General features: G+C 71.2%; 18 protein-coding genes. 13 read left to right on the forward strand and 5 right to left on the reverse strand.

Going from position 1 to position 18482, the window contains the following annotated elements; genetic code table 11:
* The first annotated feature begins 41 nt into the window (after window positions 1-41).
* Window positions 42-1103: a helix-turn-helix transcriptional regulator gene (locus OG709_RS08915; RefSeq protein ID WP_326695036.1), complete on the forward strand. Its 1062-nt coding sequence runs from the start codon at window positions 42-44 to the stop codon at window positions 1101-1103.
* A gap of 316 nt (window positions 1104-1419) precedes the next feature.
* Here the strand turns inward: OG709_RS08915 and OG709_RS08920 are convergent, their stop codons facing one another.
* The gene (locus tag OG709_RS08920) at window positions 1420-2352 is read right to left on the reverse strand and encodes an SDR family oxidoreductase (RefSeq protein WP_326695035.1); all 933 of its coding nucleotides are present in this window, start codon (window positions 2350-2352) and stop codon (window positions 1420-1422) included.
* A 164-nt stretch (window positions 2353-2516) separates the two neighbouring features.
* Here OG709_RS08920 and OG709_RS08925 point away from each other — a divergent pair, with 164 nt between their 5' ends.
* On the forward strand, window positions 2517-3035 hold the full coding sequence (locus tag OG709_RS08925; RefSeq protein WP_250304542.1) for a DUF4240 domain-containing protein: 519 nt from the start codon (window positions 2517-2519) through the stop codon (window positions 3033-3035).
* A gap of 29 nt (window positions 3036-3064) precedes the next feature.
* Here the strand turns inward: OG709_RS08925 and OG709_RS08930 are convergent, their stop codons facing one another.
* Window positions 3065-3562 carry a GNAT family N-acetyltransferase gene (locus OG709_RS08930; RefSeq protein ID WP_250304539.1) on the reverse strand — a complete coding sequence of 166 codons (498 nt, stop codon included), beginning with the start codon at window positions 3560-3562 and terminating at the stop codon, window positions 3065-3067.
* A gap of 114 nt (window positions 3563-3676) precedes the next feature.
* Between OG709_RS08930 and OG709_RS08935 the strand changes: the two genes are divergently transcribed.
* Both OG709_RS08935 and OG709_RS08940 read left to right on the forward strand, forming a co-directional pair.
* Complete coding sequence (locus OG709_RS08935; protein ID WP_250304537.1) at window positions 3677-4582, forward strand: TIGR01777 family oxidoreductase; 906 nt, start codon at window positions 3677-3679, stop codon at window positions 4580-4582.
* A 230-nt stretch (window positions 4583-4812) separates the two neighbouring features.
* Window positions 4813-6117, forward strand: coding sequence for an NAD(P)/FAD-dependent oxidoreductase (locus tag OG709_RS08940; RefSeq protein WP_250304536.1), 1305 nt, complete (start codon window positions 4813-4815; stop codon window positions 6115-6117).
* 66 nt (window positions 6118-6183) lie between these two features.
* Here OG709_RS08940 and OG709_RS08945 read toward each other — a convergent pair whose 3' ends face one another.
* A complete protein-coding gene (locus OG709_RS08945; RefSeq protein ID WP_250304534.1) occupies window positions 6184-7656 on the reverse strand; it encodes a regulator in 1473 nt (490 codons plus the stop codon).
* Window positions 7657-7879: 223 nt separating this feature from the next.
* Between OG709_RS08945 and lipB the strand changes: the two genes are divergently transcribed.
* The 4 genes from lipB (at window position 7880) to OG709_RS08965 (ending at window position 11095) form a co-directional block, all read left to right on the forward strand.
* The gene (lipB, locus tag OG709_RS08950) at window positions 7880-8701 is read left to right on the forward strand and encodes a lipoyl(octanoyl) transferase LipB (RefSeq protein ID WP_250304533.1); all 822 of its coding nucleotides are present in this window, start codon (window positions 7880-7882) and stop codon (window positions 8699-8701) included.
* Between the two features lie 152 nt (window positions 8702-8853).
* Window positions 8854-9807, forward strand: a complete 954-nt coding sequence (gene lipA / locus OG709_RS08955) for a lipoyl synthase (RefSeq protein WP_250304530.1) — start codon at window positions 8854-8856, stop codon at window positions 9805-9807.
* Window positions 9808-10173: 366 nt separating this feature from the next.
* Window positions 10174-10380, forward strand: a complete 207-nt coding sequence (locus tag OG709_RS08960) for an SCO2195 family GlnR-regulated protein (RefSeq protein ID WP_250304529.1) — start codon at window positions 10174-10176, stop codon at window positions 10378-10380.
* Window positions 10381-10399: 19 nt separating this feature from the next.
* The gene (locus OG709_RS08965) at window positions 10400-11095 is read left to right on the forward strand and encodes a DUF4191 domain-containing protein (protein ID WP_250304527.1); all 696 of its coding nucleotides are present in this window, start codon (window positions 10400-10402) and stop codon (window positions 11093-11095) included.
* 158 nt (window positions 11096-11253) lie between these two features.
* Here the strand turns inward: OG709_RS08965 and OG709_RS08970 are convergent, their stop codons facing one another.
* Window positions 11254-11721, reverse strand: a complete 468-nt coding sequence (locus OG709_RS08970; RefSeq protein WP_250304525.1) for an RDD family protein — start codon at window positions 11719-11721, stop codon at window positions 11254-11256.
* Between the two features lie 211 nt (window positions 11722-11932).
* Between OG709_RS08970 and glnA the strand changes: the two genes are divergently transcribed.
* A complete protein-coding gene (gene glnA / locus OG709_RS08975) occupies window positions 11933-13342 on the forward strand; it encodes a type I glutamate--ammonia ligase (RefSeq protein ID WP_250304523.1) in 1410 nt (469 codons plus the stop codon).
* Between the two features lie 124 nt (window positions 13343-13466).
* On the opposite strand, the gene OG709_RS08980 is transcribed toward glnA, so the two are convergent.
* On the reverse strand, window positions 13467-14111 hold the full coding sequence (locus tag OG709_RS08980) for a hypothetical protein (protein ID WP_326695032.1): 645 nt from the start codon (window positions 14109-14111) through the stop codon (window positions 13467-13469).
* Window positions 14112-15078: 967 nt separating this feature from the next.
* Between OG709_RS08980 and OG709_RS08985 the strand changes: the two genes are divergently transcribed.
* The 4 genes from OG709_RS08985 to OG709_RS09000 all read left to right on the forward strand — a co-directional run bounded on the left by OG709_RS08985 (window position 15079) and on the right by OG709_RS09000 (window position 18387).
* Window positions 15079-15447 carry a nuclear transport factor 2 family protein gene (locus OG709_RS08985; RefSeq protein ID WP_250304518.1) on the forward strand — a complete coding sequence of 123 codons (369 nt, stop codon included), beginning with the start codon at window positions 15079-15081 and terminating at the stop codon, window positions 15445-15447.
* 124 nt (window positions 15448-15571) lie between these two features.
* The gene (locus OG709_RS08990; RefSeq protein WP_250304517.1) at window positions 15572-16453 is read left to right on the forward strand and encodes an Fpg/Nei family DNA glycosylase; all 882 of its coding nucleotides are present in this window, start codon (window positions 15572-15574) and stop codon (window positions 16451-16453) included.
* Window positions 16454-16578: 125 nt separating this feature from the next.
* Window positions 16579-17355: a (2Fe-2S)-binding protein gene (locus OG709_RS08995; protein WP_250304515.1), complete on the forward strand. Its 777-nt coding sequence runs from the start codon at window positions 16579-16581 to the stop codon at window positions 17353-17355.
* A gap of 195 nt (window positions 17356-17550) precedes the next feature.
* Window positions 17551-18387 carry a putative protein N(5)-glutamine methyltransferase gene (locus tag OG709_RS09000; protein WP_250304513.1) on the forward strand — a complete coding sequence of 279 codons (837 nt, stop codon included), beginning with the start codon at window positions 17551-17553 and terminating at the stop codon, window positions 18385-18387.
* Window positions 18388-18482: the final 95 nt, after the last annotated feature.

The raw sequence follows: 18482 nt of genomic DNA on the forward strand, positions 1-18482 counted from the left end.
CCCCTGGGGCGTTGTCAGTGGCGGCGTGCATGCTGGGGGGCATGCGCGCTGCCCGTCTGATCAAGATGGTGCTCCTGCTCCAGTCCCGGCCGCTGATGAAGGCGGCCGAGCTGGCGCAGGAGCTCGATGTGTCCGAGCGCACCGTCACCCGGGACGCCCTCGCCCTCTCGGCGGCGGGCGTCCCCGTGTACGCGGAGCGCGGCCGGGCCGGTGGCTACCGGCTGGTCGGCGGGTACCGCACCGGGCTGACCGGCCTGGCCCGCACCGAGGCCGAGGCGCTCTTCCTCTCCGGACTGCCCGGCCCGCTGCGGGAGATGGGCCTGGGCGACGCCGCTTCGGCCGCCCGGCTGAAAGTGTCCGCGGCCCTCCTCCCCTCCTTGCGTGACGCCCCGGCGTCCGCGGCGCAGCGCTTCCACCTGGACGCTCCGGGCTGGTACCAGGAGCCGCCGACCCCGGAGCTGCTGCCCGCGCTGGCCGACGCCGTCTGGGCCGACCGGCGGATCTCCGCGCGCTACCGCCGCCGGGACGGCTCGGAGGTGGAGCGGACGCTGGAGCCGTACGGGCTCGTGCTGAAGGCGGGCGTCTGGTACGTCTGCGCGCACGCGGCCGGGGGCTCCGGTAACGCCGGTAACCCCGACCGTCCGGGATCCACAGCAGACTCCGGCACCTCCGAGCCTCCCGGCCCTCCCGGGGACTCCGCGGAGTTCCGCGTCTACCGCATCGACCGCTTCACCGCGGTGGTGCCGTACGGTGACGACCGCTTCGTCCGCGACGAGGACTTCGACCTGCCCGGCTTCTGGGAGGCGCGGGCCGCCGGGTTCGCGCGGTCGCTGCTCCGGGCCGAGGTGCGGGTGCGGCTCTCGCCATCGGGCGCGGCGAGGCTCCCGTACGTGGCGGACCGCTCGGCGGCCCGCCAGGCACTCACCACCGCCGCCCCGGCCGACCCGGCGGGCCGGGTGACGCTGGTGCTCCCGGTGGAGTCCCTGGAGGTGGCGTACGGGCAACTGCTCGCCCTCGGGCCCGAGGTGGAGGTCCTGGATCCACCGGAGCTGCGCGAGCGGTTCGTAGAAGCGGCGGGACGGTCGGCGGAACTGTACGGGTGAACTGCGCGGACGAGCCGACGCATTTCAAGCCCGCATTTCACGCCCGTCCGACGCGCTCCAAGCCCGCATTTCAAGCCCGTCCGACGCATTTCAAGCCCGCATTTCAAGCCCGTCCGACGCACTCCAAGCCCGCATTTCAAGCCCGTCCGACGCATTTCAAGCCCGCATTTCAAGCCCGTCCGACGCACTCCGAGCCCGCATTTCAAGCCCGTCCGGCGATTGAGGACACCTGTCGGGGTCCGGGGCAGAGCCCCGGTTCGGGAAGGGGCGGGGAGGGGAAACTCCGACGCGGCACCCCCACAACCCGCACCCGCACCTACCGGTACTCCTCCACCGACCGGTCCGCACCGCCGATCGCCACCTCCGTGATGTAGGCCCACGCGTCCGGCCGGCTCCCGTCGGCGTCGGTGAACCCGTACTCCTTCGCCAGCCCCCCGCTCGACAGCGACTGCCCGCTCCACCGCGCCCGCTCCCGGTCAGCGGCGACCGCCGCGACCGCCCGGCCCACGAACACCGGGGACTCCGCGATGGCGAAGTGCGGATCCTGCGCGATCGCGTCGCGCCAGGTCTCCTCCGTCACACCGAAGTGGTCGAGCATCTCCTCCGAGCGCAGGAAGCCCGGGGTGACACAGACCGCCGTGCCGCCCACCGATTTCAGCTCGTGCGACAGGTTGAAGGCCATCCTGATCGGCGCGTTCTTGGCCAGGTCGAAGTAGAAGTTCTCCCGGTACGCACGGTTGAACTCGGCCGTCCCGTCCGTCACTTCGACCACCAGGCCGCCCGGCTCCCGCACCAGCAGGGGAAGGGCGAGGCTGCTGGTGACGATGTGGCTCTTCACTCCGAGGTCCAGCATCCGCAGTCCGCGGTCCAGCGCCATGTCCCACATCTTCGTCTCCGTACCGAAGTCGGTCAGATGGTCGCCGCCCCAGACGTTGTTGACGAGGATGTCCAGCCGTCCCTGTTCACGGTCGATCCGTTCGACCAGCGCACGTACCTGGTCCGGCTCCAGATGGTCGGTCCGCACGGCGAACGCCCGGCCGCCCGCGCCGGTGATCAGCTCGGCCGTCTCCTCGATGGTCTCCGCCCGGCCCATCTCGCTCTGCTGCGTACGCGTGGTGCGGCCGGTCGCGTACACCGTGGCACCCGCGGCCCCCAGCTGTACGGCGATGGCCCGGCCCGCTCCTCGGGTGGCCCCCGCGACCAGAGCGATTCGTCCCGTCAATGGCTTCTCCGGCTTCTCTGTCTCCATGCGGCCACCGTCGCACTGATACCCGACAGGCTCCGTCCGGATTTCCGCGGAATCGCCCGGCCCGTCAACCGCGTTTCATCGGACGGTCACACCGCCTGGTAACAAGAGGGCCGCTCATTCGCGCTCCGCGTGCGCCGGGACGCGCCACCGACGATGCTGGACGCGTGAGGGACGAGACGGAGTTCTGGGAGATCATCGACAGCACCCGCGCGGCCGCCGAGGGCGACCCCGAGGACCATGCCGATCTGCTGACCGAGAGATTGCTGCAGCTCGACCCGGAGTCGGTGCTGGAGTTCGCCCGGTACTTCGAGACCCGCTACAACCGCGCCTACCGCTGGGACCTGTGGGGCGCGGCGGCCCTCCTGCTCGGCGAGACCGACAACGACGCCTTCGACTACTTCCGCTGCTGGCTGATCGGCCAGGGCCGGGAGATCTTCGAGGGCGCGCTGCACGACCCCGACGCGCTCGCCGACCTGCTCGACGACTTCGACGAGGAGATCGACGGCGACGGCGAGGATCTGGGGTACGCGGCCGACGAGGCGTACGAACAGCTCACCGGGGCCGAGACCCCCGAGCTGGGGATTCCGCCGCAGGCCACCGAGCCGGAGGGCGCGCCTGTCGACTTCGACGACGAGTCGCTCGCCCAGCGGTACCCGCGGCTCTGGGAACGCTTCGGCTCATAGGGGCCTTTCGGCGCAGGGCGCAGGGGGGCTCACCGCTGAGTGAGGCTGCGTCCCATCAGTACGTCGTCGACGTAGCGGCCCGCCAGGTAGAACTCGCCCGGCAGCACCCCCTCCACCTCGAAGCCCTCCGCCGCGTAGAGCGCGCGGGCCGGGGTGTTGTGGCCCAGCACCCGCAGGGTGATCCGGGTCGCGCCCTGCCGGCCGGCCTCCGTACACGCGCCCCTGAGCAGCGCCCTGCCGACCCCGTGGCCGCGGGCCGCCCGCGCGACGGCGAGGCCCTGGATCTGGCGCACATGCGCGTTGCAGCTGAGCGGCGTGGGGTGCCCGAGCCGGATGTAGCCCACGATCTCGCCCACCAGCTCGGCGACGAGGTGGTCCTCGGGTGCGTGGCGTTCGTCGAAGAAGGGCGGGTACGGCGGCTGGGGCCGGGGCGCCACGGCGTGCAGGGTCGACCAGGTCGCGCGGTCGAGAGCGCCGAGGGCTTCGTCGTCGGCGGGTTCGGCACCGCGTATGTACGCATCGGACATGCGCGCCACTCTGCCACGGGGCCGTTCACCGCCGCCCGGGATCCACCGTTCCCGGAGCCTGACTCCCCCGGGTCCCGGCGCCCGCACGCGGCCCCGATGGGTGAGGATGAGGCCATGCGTATCGCGATCGCCGGAGCATCAGGACTTATCGGTAAGGCGCTGGACCGCTCCCTGCGCGCCGACGGGCACGAGGTGGTCCGGCTGGTCCGCCGCATCGCCCGCGCGGCGGACGAGGTGGAGTGGGATCCCGAACGGAGCTACGTGAACACCGCGGGCCTCGCCGGATGCGACGCGGTGGTCAATCTGGCCGGGGCCGGGGTGGGCGACCACCGCTGGACGGATGCCTACAAGAAGACGCTCAGGGACAGCCGGATCCTGGGCAACGCGGCACTCGCGGAGGCCGTCGCCTCGCTGGACGTCCCCCCGCGGGTGCTGCTGTGCGGCAGCGCGGTGGGCTACTACGGGGACACGGGCGACCGCGCGATCGACGAGAGCGCGCCTCCCGGCGACGGGTTCCTGGCCGACCTCTGCGTCGAGTGGGAGGAGGCCGCCCGCCCCGCCGAAGAGGCGGGCATCCGTACGGTGTTCGCCCGTACGGGGCTGGTGGTGGCCAAGGAGGGCGGAGCCTGGGGCAAGCTCTTCCCGCTGTTCAGGGCGGGCCTGGGGGGCCGGATGGGCGACGGAAACCAGTACTGGAGTTTCATCGCGCTGCACGACGAGGTCGCGGCGCTCCGCCACATCCTGGACACCGGGACGCTGGCGGGTCCGGTGAACCTGACGGGTCCCGCTCCGGTGACCAACCGGGCGGTGACCGAGGCGATGGGCCGCGTACTGCACCGCCCCACCCTGTTCACGGCGCCCGCACCGGCCCTGCGGATCGTGCTCGGCGAGTTCGCGGGAGATGTACTGGCGAGCCAACGGGTGCTGCCGAGGCAGCTGTTGGAGTCGGGGTTCACATTCGCGTTCCCGGGGATCGACGAGGCGATCGGGGCGGCGTCCGGCAGCGTCACGAGGGGCTGAGGAGCAGCCGCCGGGGCCCGGAGCGGAGCCCCGCGCATCGCCCTCGCCGGGCCGCTCCCCCGGGCGGCCCGCACCCGTGCGACCCCACGCCCCCGTGCCCCCGCGCCGCGCGCCTGCCCGCCGCCGCGCCTCTCCCTACGCTCGACCCGAACCAGGGCATTCCCGCGGCCCGTTGGGGGAATCAGCCCTCCACGAGACTCCGCGGCAGCACCGACCTCGGGGAGGGGCACGTGCGCAGCACCGCATTCCATGCCGATGTCGTCATCGTGGGGGCCGGGATCGCCGGGCTCTCCGCAGCTCATCGGCTGACCAGCGCCGGAGTATCCGTCAGCGTCCTGGAGGCCGCACCCGGTCCCGGCGGCCGGATGTCCACGGAGCGGATCGACGGATTCCGCCTGGACCGCGTCGGACGGCTGCTCAGCACCTCGTACCCGGAGCTGCTCCGGGCGCCGTGTCTGGGCGAGGTCGATCTCAAGCTGTTCTCGCCCGGCGTCCTCGTGCACAGCGACGGCCGTCTGCACCGCGCGGGCGAGCCCGGGGGCACGCGGGGCGCACTCACTGCCGCGCGCGCCCTGCGGAGCGCCCAGCGCGCCCCCATGGGCGGCACACTCGGCCAGGCCCGGCTCGGCGTGGCGCTCACCCGCCAGGCGGCCACTCCGGTGGAGCGGCTGCTGGCCCGCCCGGAGCAGAGCGCGTCGGCCGCGCTCCGCAACCGCGGGCTGCCGCCCCGTACCGTCTCCGGGTTCCTGAGGCCGCTGCTGTCCGCGCTGCTGTGCGACCCCGGACTCACCACATCGAGCCGGTGCGCCGACCTCGCGCTGCGGGCTTTCGCCCGCGGACGGCTGTGCGTACCCGCGGGTGGCGCCGACGCCCTGCCCGAGCGGCTGGCCGCGACGCTGCCGCCGGGCACGGTGCGGACGGGCGTGCGCGTGACCTCGGCCTCCATCAGCTCGGTCACCACCGAGGAGCTGGGCAGGCTCGGCTGCCGTGCCCTCGTCGTCGCGACCGACGCCCGCTCCGCCGCACGGCTCCTGCCCGGCCTGCGGGTCCCGGACTTCCATCCGGTGACGGTCTTTCACCACACGGCCCCGCGCAGCCCGTTGGCGGAACCGGCGCTGCTGCTGGACGCCGACCGTTCGGGGCCGGTCTCGCACACCGCCGTCATGAGCGAGGTCGACCCCTCGCGGGCACCCGACGGCAGGGCGCTGATCACCTCGACCGTGCCGGGCACTCCCCGCCCCGGTCTGGAACACGCCGTACTCGGCCAACTGGCCGCCCTCTACGGCACACCGACCGACGACTGGGAACTGCTCGCCGTCCACCACACCCCCGACGCGGTCCCCGCGATGCCCCCGCCGCACGACCTGCGCCGCCCGGTGCGGCTCCTCGCCGGGCTGTACGTGTGCGGCGACCACCGCGACACCAGCACCGTCCAGGGCGCGCTGCTCTCCGGCCGTCGCGCCGCGCAGGAGGTCATGCGGGACTTCGGCATCAAACCGGACATCGCGACGGACGAGATGCCGCTGGCCGCGTGACGCCTGCAAGCCCGGCCGCCTGCCTCGACGCCGACGGCCGGCCTTCGCGGCGCGCTCCGTCCGGGGTCAGCCGATCGCCGCGACCCGGTCGCGGTACCCCCGTACCGCCGCCGCGTCCCGGTAGGGCTCAAGCCGGCGCTCGAAGTCCCGGACGTACTCGACCGCCCGCACCGACCTCATCTCCCCTGCCTGCTGCGCCGATTCGGCCCCCAGCGCGCACGCCTGGTCCAGCTCGCCGAGCCCCAGCCGTGCCGTGGCGAGCACCACCCGGCAGAACAGCCGGGAGCGCGCGAAAGCGGGGGCGCGCAGTTGGAGGGAGCGTTCGGCGTACTGCGCGGCGGGCCGGTACTGCTGGAGGTCCCGGTGGCAGTGGCCGAACTCGTCGGCCAGCTGCGCCTCGTCGAAGAAGCGTGCCCAGTGCGGCACTTCGTCGCCGGGCCGCACGGCCTCCATCGCGCGCTCGGCCCGCACGAGCGAGGCCGTGCAGGCCCGCGCCTCGCCGAGCACCCCGTGCCCGCGCGCCTCGACCGAGTGCAGCAGCGCCTGGACGACCGGGGGTGCCGCGGCCCCGACCCCCTGCTGGGCGACGCGCGCCAGCTGGACCGCCTCGCGGCCGTGGCCCAGGTAGACGGCCTGGCGGCTCATGGTGACCAGCACGTAGGAGCCGTACCCACGGTCGCCCGCGGCCTGCGAGAGGCGCAGCGCCTGGACGAAGTACCGCTGTGCGAGACCGTGCGCGGCGATGTCGTACGAGGTCCAGCCGGCCAGCCTGGTCAGATCGGCGGCGGCGGCGAAGAGCCGCCGCCCGGTCGCCTCCCCGTACGACCCGCGCAGCATCGGCTCCGCCTCGTGCTCCAGATAGCGCACGAGTGCCTGTCGGGCGTGCCCGCCGCCGTACGCGTGGTCCAGCGTGCGGAACAGCTCCCCCACCGCGCGCAGCGCCGCGATGTCCCCGGCGCCGACCCGCTGGCCCGGCGCGCGGTCGGTCTGCCGCTGGCGGGGCACGGTCGGGCGCGGCTGGAGGGCAGCCCGTACGCCGCCGGGCGACGGGTCACCGCGCACCGGCCTCACTCCACCGGCCGAACCCGGCGCACCCCAGTCGTCGGGGCGGCCGATCAGCCAGTCGCGGCTCGGCACGACGAGTCCGGCCGGGGTGAACGCGATCTTGCGCAGTTCGGCGTGACTGCCGGAGTCCTTGCGCCAGAGACCGCTGACGATGTCGACGGCCTCCTCGGGCGTACCGGCGAATTCCAGACCGGCGTAGACCGGCGCGCAGGCGTCGAGTCCGAGGTCCTGCGCGGACAGCCGCCGGCCCAGGCGCCGGGTGAAGACCTCGGCGATCAGGGCGGGGGTGGTGCCGCGCGGCTGCTGTCCGCGCAGCCAGCGGGTCACCGAGGTCTTGTCGTACCGCAGGTCGAGACCGTGCTCAAGACCGAGCTGGTCCACCCTTCTGGCCAGCCCCGCGTTGGAGAATCCAGCCTCGCCGATGAGCGCGGCGAGCTGGCGGTTGGGTGTGCGCTGCGGGGTTCGTTCCGTCATCAGCTGTGCGGTCTCCTGCCTTCCGGGCCGGGAGCAGCCCTCATGGAACGGCGTGAATTTAGCGGGCCGAACCGCCTGTACCGCCACCTTCGCGCCGGGTTCATCCGATCGTGTGAGGAGGTGTCGTTTCTGCCCGCCCTTAGGTGCCGTTCGAAGCGGTCGTACAGTGGCTGGGGTGGCACCCCCTGCGGGGTGCGATGTCCGTATGCGAAGGGGAGCTGCCGTGAGCGAGCTGCGGTTTGTCCGTCTGGGGTTCGGCGACGAGGCCGTCGAGTACCAGGAGGCCTGGCAGAAGCAGCGCGAGGTGCACGCCGCCCGGTTCGCCGACGAGGTCCCCGACACGGTGCTGTTCCTGGAGCACCCGCCCGTCTACACGGCGGGCAGGCGGACGGCGGACAGCGAGCGCCCCCTGGACGGAACCCCCGTCGTGGACGTGGACCGCGGCGGCAAGATCACCTGGCACGGCTACGGCCAGCTGATCGGCTACCCGATCCAGAAGCTGCCGCGCCCGGTGGACGTCATCGCCCATCTGCGCCGCCTGGAGGAAGCGCTGATCCGCGTCTGCGCGGAGTTCGGCGTCGAGACCAGCCGGGTCGAGGGCCGTGCGGGCGTCTGGGTCCTGGGCGATCCGGCGGAGAGCCGGAACGGGACCGACGGCGGTCGACTCTCGTCGACCGGCGGCCTCTCGCTGGATCTGGACCCGCGTCTCCAGGACGACGAGTTCGACCCGCGGATGAACGGCCCCGAGTACGCCCCGTCCAACGCGGGGCAGCGCCGCGAGGACCGCAAGATCGCCGCCATGGGCATCCGCGTCGCGAAGGGCGTGACCATGCACGGCTTCGCGCTGAACTGCAATCCGGACACCACCTGGTTCGACAGGATCGTGCCGTGCGGCATCCGGGACGCGGGCGTGACCTCACTGAGCTACGAACTGGGCCGCGAGGTCACGGTCGCCGAGGTGCTCCCCGTCGTGGAGAAACACCTCCGCGACGTCCTGGAGAACGCGGCCCTGGCCCCGCGCACGGTCGAGCGCGCCACCGCGTAGACCGGTCCTGCCGGGATCCGGCCCGAGTGGCCGGCGTTCCGGCCGTACGAGGGAATGTGCCTCCGCGCCCATGGGTCGGCCGGAGGAAGGCCATACAAATAACGGGCGTACCCTGGTGTTCGCCGAAGAATCGAAGCTGTAGGGAGCCGGACGTGTCCGCTGTCGCACCCGACGGGCGCAAGATGTTGCGTCTGGAGGTCCGGAACAGCCAGACCCCCATCGAGCGCAAGCCCGAATGGATCAAGACTCGCGCGAAGATGGGCCCCGAGTACACCAAGATGCAGGCCCTGGTGAAATCCGAGGGTCTGCACACGGTCTGCCAGGAGGCGGGCTGTCCCAACATCTACGAGTGCTGGGAGGACCGCGAGGCGACCTTCCTCATCGGCGGCGACCAGTGCACGCGGCGCTGCGACTTCTGCCAGATCGACACCGGCAAGCCGGCCGCACTGGACCTCGACGAGCCGCGCCGGGTGGGTGAGTCCGTCGTCACGATGGACCTGAACTACGCGACCATCACCGGCGTCGCCCGCGACGACCTGGAGGACGGCGGCGCCTGGCTGTACGCGGAGACCGTGCGCCAGATCCACGCGATGACGGCCGAGCGGGCCGAGGGCCGTACCAAGGTCGAGCTGCTGATCCCGGACTTCAACGCGGTTCCCGAGCAGCTGGCCGAGGTCTTCTCGTCCCGTCCCGAGGTCCTCGCGCACAACGTGGAGACGGTGCCGCGCATCTTCAAGCGCATCCGCCCCGGCTTCCGCTACGAGCGCTCCCTCGAAGTCATCACCAAGGCCCGCGAGGCCGGTCTGGTCACCAAGTCGAACCTCATCCTGGGCATGGGCGAGGAGCGCGAGGAGATCAGCCAGGCGCTGCAGGACCTGCACGACGCGGGCTGCGAGCTGATCACGATCACGCAGTATCTGCGTCCTTCGGCGCGTCACCACCCGGTGGAGCGCTGGGTGAAGCCCGCCGAGTTCGTGGAGCTGAAGGAGGAGGCCGACGAGATCGGCTACTCCGGTGTGATGTCGGGTCCGCTCGTCCGGTCCTCGTACCGCGCCGGGCGTCTCTTCCAGCAGGCGATGGACCGGCGCGGCTCCGCCGCCGTGTGAAACCGCGCACAAGGAACTACTCTGCGGTAATGCCGTAATGACGCGGCTCGTACAGTCCTCGCAGGTCGGGGGCGGGTACGGGCCGCGTCGGGCGTTTCCGGGGGCGCATCGCACCTTTCACCGGCGTTTGACCGCCTGGACATGCCTTGGTAACACCGATCAGTGACCCTGGGATTACACACCGCTCCATCGGGACCCGTACGACCCGGAATCCCGCGCACGTCGCCGTACCGCTCGTAGCCACCGCTGGTACGCACCTCCTGTACCTGCCGTGTACCGCATCCCGAACTGCCGTGTACCGCATCTCGTACCTGCCGTGTATCGCATCCGCTGTGTATCCACCGCCTCCCCGAGAGGACACCCACCATGCAGGCCGCGCCCCAGTCCGTACGCGCCACCGCCATCCCGACCGTCACCAGCGCACTCCGTGCGGTCGAGTCACTGCTTCTGAGCAACGGCCAGCGCACCGCCCGCCGCAATGCCTGGACCTCGGTGCTGGAGGACCGTCGCCGGGCCAAGGACCGGGTCGACGCACAGCACGTACTGGAGGCCGTGGCCACCCGCACTTCTTAGGCCGCGTAAACTTCTGGCCATGGCGAGGAAGGCAAACGCAGACTCTGAGAATCCCGGGCGACTGAAGCAGATCGCCCTGACCTACAAGATGACCCGCAAGGCCGACCCCAAGGTCGGTCTTGTCGTCGGTGGCCTGGGAATCGTCGTCTTCGGCGTCCTCCTCGGCGTCGGCTTCTTGATCGGTCACCCCATCTACCTGGGCATCCTGGGTTTCCTGCTGGCCTTCCTCGCGATGGCGATCGTCTTCGGACGCCGCGCCGAGCGGGCGGCCTTCGGGCAGATGGAAGGAAAGCCGGGTGCGGCGGCGGCGGTGCTCGAAAACGTGGGCCGTGGCTGGACCACGACCCCGGCGATCGCGATGAACCGCAGCCAGGACGTCGTGCACCGCGCGGTCGGCAAGGCCGGTGTGGTGCTGGTGGCCGAGGGCAACCCGAACCGGGTGAAGTCCCTGCTGGCCGCCGAGAAGAAGAAGATGGCGCGCATCGTGGTGGACGTGCCGGTGCACGACATCATCGTGGGCGACGGCGAGGGCCAGGTGCCGCTCAAGAAGGTGCGCACCACGCTGCTGAAGCTGCCGCGCGTGCTGACGGGCGCGCAGGTCACCACGGCCAACGACCGGCTGCGTGCGATGGGCGACCTGATGTCGAACATGCCGCTCCCGAAGGGGCCCATGCCGAAGAGTGCGCGCGCTCCGCGCGGCGGAAAGATGCGCTGACTTCCTGCTCGTCCTGCTCGTCCTTCCCGTACCCGCACGGCTTCCCGTGCGGGCGCAGGACCTGAGCACAAGGCGGCCCGGACCACCAGGTCCGGGCCGCCTTCTCTACTTACCGCTCGTCTCTGCTTGCTACTTGCTGCTCGGCTTGCTGTTGCTGCTCAGATCCGCACCTGGACGGCGCGGGCAAGGCGGTCGTGGAGGCCGCGCCCGTCCCGGTCCCAGATCAGCGCGGGAATGGCCACGCAGAGCAGCAGACTGCGTACGAAGACCCGGCCCACGCCGAGGCGCCCGCCCCCTTCCGCGACGACCCGCAGCCCGAGCAGCCGCTTGCCCGGCGTGAAGCCGACGGCGGAGACGGTGAGCACACTCAGCACGAAGAACACGAGCAGCGCCCAGTTCCCCACGGCCTGCTGGTCGCCGCGCGCAATGAGCCCGTATGCGATAAGCATGCAGAGTGCCCAGTCGATGAAAACGGCCCCGAACCGGCGGCCCAGCGGCGCAATCGCGCCCGGTCCCTCTTCCGGCAGACCGAGCCGCTTGCCCCGGTAGCCGAAGTCGGCACCCATCTCTTTCGCGGCCTCGCCCGGCCCGGAGAGCCACGATCCGACTGCTTGCCTGTTGTCCACCCGTCCACGGTACTGCGGTCGCATTCCCGCCCATACGATCGGGGTCGTCGAGGCGTGCACCACACCCGGCCCGGTTAACTTCTGCGAAACAAATGGGTCATGCTTGAGAAATCCGCTGTCCCTATGGTCGGGTCCAGCGTGTGCCACCCCGCACTGGTCCCACCATGAGCTGCAACCCCGCCCCTCCCGGGTCGGGAGTAGGAGGAGTTGGATGTTCCAGAACGCCGACGACGTGAAGAAGTTCATCGCCGACGAAGACGTCAAGTTCATCGATGTCCGGTTCTGCGACCTGCCCGGTGTGATGCAGCACTTCACCATCCCGGCGGCGGTCTTCGACCCGACCGAGGAGCTCGCCTTCGACGGCTCGTCGATCCGCGGCTTCCAGGCCATCCACGAGTCCGACATGGCGCTCCGCGCGGACCTGTCGACCGCCCGCGTCGACCCCTTCCGCCGCGACAAGACCGTCAACATCAACTTCTTCATCCACGACCCGATCACCGGTGAGCAGTACAGCCGTGACCCGCGGAACGTGGCGAAGAAGGCCGAGGCGTACCTCACCTCGACGGGTATCGCCGACACCGCGTACTTCGGCCCCGAGGCCGAGTTCTACGTCTTCGACAACGTCCGCTTCCAGACGTCGGCGAACGAGAGCTTCTACCACATCGACTCCGAGGCCGGAGCCTGGAACACCGGTTCGGAGGAGAACAACCGCGGCTACAAGGTCCGCTACAAGGGCGGTTACTTCCCGACCCCGCCGGTCGACCACTTCGCCGACCTGCGTGCGGAGATCTCCCTGGAGCTGGACAAGAACGGCCTCCAGGTCGAGCGTCAGCACCACGAGGTCGGCACCGCCGGCCAGGCCGAGATCAACTACAAGTTCAACACGCTGCTCGCCGCGGCCGACGACCTGATGCTCTTCAAGTACATCGTGAAGAACGTCGCCTGGCGCAACAACAAGACCGCGACGTTCATGCCGAAGCCGATCTTCGGCGACAACGGCTCGGGCATGCACGTCCACCAGTCCCTGTGGACCGGCGGCTCCCCGCTCTTCTACGACGAGCAGGGCTACGCGGGCCTCTCGGACATGGCCCGCTACTACATCGGCGGCATCCTGAAGCACGCGCCGTCGCTGCTGGCCTTCACCAACCCGACGGTGAACTCGTACCACCGCCTGGTGCCCGGCTTCGAGGCCCCGGTCAACCTGGTCTACTCGCAGCGCAACCGCTCGGCCGCGATGCGCATCCCGATCACCGGCTCGAACCCGAAGGCCAAGCGCGTCGAGTTCCGCGCCCCGGACCCGTCGTCCAACCCGTACCTGGCCTTCTCGGCGCTGCTGATGGCCGGCCTGGACGGCGTCAAGAACAAGATCGAGCCCGCCGAGCCGATCGACAAGGACCTCTACGAGCTGGCCCCCGAGGAGCACGCGGGCGTCGCCCAGGTCCCGACCTCGCTCCCGGCGGTCCTTGAGGCCCTGGAGGCGGACAACGAGTACCTGCAGGCCGGCGGGGTCTTCACGTCCGACCTGATCGAGACGTGGATCGACTACAAGCGCACGCAGGAGATCGCCCCGATCCAGCTGCGCCCGCACCCGCACGAGTTCGAGCTGTACTTCGACCTCTAAGCACGCGATGAGTGACCCGGGCGAGTCCTGACTCGCCCGCAGAGGCAGCAGCGAGGGCCGCTACCCCGTATCAAGGGGTAGCGGCCCTCGCCTCGTCGGGACGCCGGCAGATCCGGCAAGCGGGTCAGCGCCGATGGACGCTCCGCTCCCAGCGCCGACTCTCGGGGTTCCAGGCCACGCTGACGACCCGGCCCCAGGAGTCGCGCCGGGCAAGCCTTTCCAGGTCACGCTCGCCGAGGGCCGCGAGCGCTTCCAGCGCCGCATCGGGAATGTCGCTCGGCACCCGGAACTCCTCACGGCCGCCACGTTCCTCGATCACCAACTGCGGTCCGGAGACCCGGCCACCACCACGCCCCAGACGGGCCCGAATGGTGGCACGCGCCGCATCGAATGTGCGCTGCGCGGCCTGCGCGGCAATGGTCTGGAGGAACGGTACGAGCCCGGCGGTCACCACGAACGCCGCGACTTCGAGGGCTCCTTGAGGCGCACCCGCAGGAGACGTGACGGCATAGGCCGACGGCGCAGGGGCAGAGGGCACAGGCGCTGTGAGGGCCTTCGGCGGCGGCTCGGGGACAGTCACCATGGGCGACGTGAACACCGGATGGGAGAGCAGTTGGTTCCACCGCTCCCCTGTTCTCGCGGCAAGGGACACGAGGTCGGAGGCGACGCCCGCGAGGCGCATGGCGAACATGTACTCGTCGTGCCGGTCGGAGCGCGGTCGGTGCGTCTCCGCCGCGTCCAACCACATCCTCAGAGTGCCCGGGGTCATCCCCTCTGCCGCAACGCGGTCGTCCGGCGACACGATGTCCGGACCGTCAAGTGCACGTAGAAGAAGGCGGATTGCCTCGCCGTCTCCCTGAGCGGCGCGCGCTCGTAAGTTCCCGGTCACCCGATCCCCCCATGCCGTAGTGGGCCCATCTTGGCAGGATCGAACGCTGTCCACCGGGGTCTTCGGTGCCTCCGACGGACCACGCGTGAACCGGTCGGCCGATTCTCCGGCTTGATGTCGGTTACGGCTGAGGGTCGCCACCTCTCTCGGACGGCGCCCCTCAGCCATGCCGACAGCCCTGCGTTTCACGTCGCGTCATCCACGATCTCGTTGAATAGGTCGCGGCCCATCACGGTGAGACGAGGCGCTGCTCAATTCGGGCGCATACCGTCGTGGCGCGCCCGTCCGTGTAGGGGCTCAGGTACGTCAGGGCCTCTGCCCAGTAGGTCCGGGCGGCCTCGGGCTCCTCTGCGTGGACAGCCGTCGCCAGGTGGTCCAGCTCTACTGCGTGCTGCCACGTGTTGCCCAACTTGCCGTGCGCGGAGGCCGCTTACCAGTGGAAGGCAGCCGCCGGGCTGCAGCCTCCTCGTACGACTCGGCGACTTCCGCGGCGCCACCGAGCAGCCAGTTCAACTGTCCGGGGAAAGGGAACACGTTGTCCGGGCGGCGCCAACCGACGGCCGGAACCCCGCGTGGTTCACGTAGTGGAGTCCGATCGGCCCGGTGCCGATTCCGGCGATGTCCTTGAAGCTGCCCGTCAGCGACCAGCGGATCGATTCGGGGCTCACGTCGCTCGCTGCTGCTGTCGATGGCGAGCAGCGCGAACCGGCAGCAGCACCATTACCCCGGACGTAATCGACCCCTCCCCCGAAGCGCGGCAGGCTGAGGGCATCCGAAGTCCGGGAGGCGCACTCCTCCCGGCCTTCGGAGCCAGATCCCGTACGACCGCACCGGAGGCTGATTCACCATGTCCGTTCACGAGACCGCTGTCACCCGTTACCTCGAAGCCTGGAACGCCGGAAGCGCCGAGGACATCGCCAAGGCCGTGGCCGCGGCCTGGAGCGAGGACGGCAGTTACACCGACCCGATGGCCGACGTGGCGGGGCACGAGGGGATCGCGGCCGTGATCGCCGCGGTCAAGGGGCAGTTCCCCGGCTTCGAGTTCCGGCAGCTCGGTGCGGTCGACGGCCACCACGACATCGCGCGCTTCGGCTGGGAGCTGGTGTCCGTCGCGGACGGCTCGGCGCCCGTCGCCGGTTTCGATGTGATCGCGCTCGCGGAGGACAACCGCATCCGTACGGTGCACGGCTTCCTGGACCGCGTTCCGGCGGCCTGACAGGTGCCCCCGTAGAGGGTCCTGGGTGCCGACGGCGTCCAGGGCCCTCCGGCGCATACGCAGGGTCGCGCCGAGCCGACGTGCTCGGCGAGGCGATCCGGCCGCCCCGAGGCAGAATGGCGTTATGCCTGAATTGCCGGAGGTCGAGTCCCTCGCCCGGTTCCTGGCCGACCACCTCGTCGGCCGTTCCGTCGCCCGCGTGTACCCGGTCGCCTTCCATGCGCTCAAGACCTACGACCCGCCCCTGACCGCGCTCGAAGGGCGCCGGTTCGACGGCGTGACCCGGCACGGCAAGTTCCTCGATCTCCGGGCCGGTGACCTGCATCTGGTCATGCACCTCGCCCGAGCGGGCTGGGTGCGCTGGACCGACCGGCTGCCGGAGGCACCACCCCGCCCCGGCAAGGGGCCGCTGGCGCTGCGCGTGAGGCTCACGGAACCCGGCAACGGTGAGCCCGACAGCACGGGGTTCGACGTGACGGAGGCAGGCACCCAGAAGCGGCTCGCGGTGTACGTCGTGCACGACCCGCAAGAGGTGCCCGGTGTCGCACGGCTCGGGCCCGATCCGCTCTCCCGGGCGTTCACCCCGGCCGCCTTCACGGAGCTGCTGGCGGGGGAACGCCGCCAGATCAAGGGCGTACTGCGTGACCAGACCGTGCTGGCCGGGATCGGGAACGCGTACTCGGACGAGATCCTGCACGCCGCGCGGATGTCCCCCTTCAAGCTGGCCGCCAAGCTCTCCGACGAGGAGGTGGCCCGCCTGTACGGAGCGATCGGCACGACGCTGACCGAAGCGATCGAGCGGTCCCGCGGGCTTGCCCTCCGGGACCTCAAGGCGGAGAAGAAGACCGGGCTCCGGGTCCACGGCCGGAAGGGCGAGCCCTGCCCGGTCTGCGGGGACACGATCCGCGAGGTGTCCTTCAGCGATTCGGCGATGCAGTACTGCCCGACCTGCCAGACCGGCGGGAAGATCCTGGCGGACCGGCGGCTGTCCCGGCTGCTGAAGTAGCACTCGTAGTCGGGGAGCCGCCGTCGCCGACAGCTGACGTGCGCGGCCGTCGTCCGTCCGCGCGAGAATGGTGGCTGCCGGGAACCGGAGGAGACCGTCCCGCCGAGCCGTGGGGTGCCCGTCCTGTGAACGAAGCTTCGGACCTGCTCGCCCAGTTGGAAGCTGTCGGGCCGTACTTCACGGTGGAGCACGGCGAGCGGCCCGACAGCGAGGGGTTCCTGCCGGTCAGCGCCCTGTACGCGGGCGAGGGCGTGCTCGATTCGTATGTGTCGGTGTACGCGCGGCGGATGAGGACCGACCAGCCGCGGGTGGCCGCATCGACCTTCCAGCTCGGGTTCGCCTCCCGGCTCTGGTCGATCGCGCTGGGTTCCGTGGTGCTGTCCGGGCGGGTGCCGGACCTCTCGCCCGACCGGCTCCGGCTGCGGCTCACCGAGGACGGGCCGGTCGAACTGTGGCTGCCGGAACCGGCTCTCGCCGCTCTCGGGCCACGTCCCTCCCCCGCTGACGGCACCGGGAGCGCCGACCTGCCCGAGGAGGAGCGCCGCTCCGTCGACGCGGTGCACGCGGCCGTGGCCGCCACCCATCTGCGACCGCTGCACGACACCCTCCGCGCGCGGTACGGGCTGTCGCCGCAGGTCCTGTGCGGTAACGCGGCATCCGCACTGGTCGGAGCCCTGCGCGTACTGAACGGCCGGCGCCCGGACACCGAGGCACGGGCCACCGCCCTCGTCGCCGCGCTGCTGGAACGTGAACCGCTCGCGGGCAGCGGGGAGTTCATCGTCGAGGAGGGGCTGGGCTTCGCCTACCTGCGCAACAGCTGCTGTCTGTACTACCGGGTCCCGGGCGGTGGGCTCTGCGGCGACTGCGTACTCCGGCGTTCCCGCCGTCGGCGGGCGGTCTGACCGTCACCGGCTCATGTACTGTGGCCCTCTCCACAGCAGTGGACCGCACAGCAGTGGACCGTATCCAGGAGGTGAGACCCATTACCGCTCCAGCAGGTCGGGGACTCCCCCTCACGGTCGTCAGGTCCGTCTGAGACACAGGTCCGTCTGAGACAGATGGCCGAGGGAGCCCCACAGGTATCCCGAAAGGCTCACATGCCGGTCTCACCGTCACCTCTGCCGTCGCCCCTCCCGCCTCTGCCGTTCTCCGCCGTCGTCAGCAGGCTTCGCGCCGCGGGCTGCGTGTTCGCCGAGGACGAGGCGCAGTTGCTGCTCTCCACCGCCGGGTCCCCCGCCGAACTCGCCGCCATGGTGGACCGCCGGGTGGCCGGTCTGCCGCTCGAACACGTCCTGGGCTGGGCGGAGTTCCGGGGGCTGCGGATCGCTGTGGACCCCGGCGTCTTCGTACCCCGCAGACGCACCGAGTTCCTGGTCGAGCAGGCCGTCGCGCTCGCCCCGCCGGGGGCCGTCGTCGTCGACCTGTGCTGCGGTTCGGGCGCGCTGGGCGCAGCGCTGGTGTCGTCGCTCGAAGGGGCCGAGCTGTACGCGGCCGATGTCGACCCCGTCGCGGTCCGGTGCGCCCGCCGCAATGTCGCCGCTGCGGGCGGCCGGGTCTACGAGGGCGACCTCTACGACCCGCTGCCCGCCTCGCTGCGCGGCCGGGTCGACGTGCTGCTGGCGAATGTGCCCTACGTACCCACCGAGGAGATCGAGCTGCTGCCCACGGAGGCGCGCGTGCACGAGGCGCGGGTGGCACTGGACGGCGGCGCGGACGGGCTGGACGTACTGCGGCGGGTGACCGCCGCCGCACTGCCGTGGCTGGCGCCCGGCGGACATCTGCTGTTCGAGACCAGCGAGCGGCAGGCCCCACGGGCCGTCGAGACCGTCACCGACGCCGGGTTGGTGCCCCGGGTGGCCACGGACGAGGAGTTGTACGCCACCGTCGTCATCGGGGCCCGGCGCGGCACGGGTCGCCCCGGACGGACGGCGTGACCCGTGGCTGGACGGAGTGGCCCCTGGCCAGGATCGGTGGGAAACGCAGCAGGCCCGGGAGGGTGTGCCGTCCCCGGTGGCCGCGGGACGCCCGC

This window comes from Streptomyces sp. NBC_01267, assembly GCF_036241575.1.
Taxonomy (GTDB): domain Bacteria; phylum Actinomycetota; class Actinomycetes; order Streptomycetales; family Streptomycetaceae; genus Streptomyces.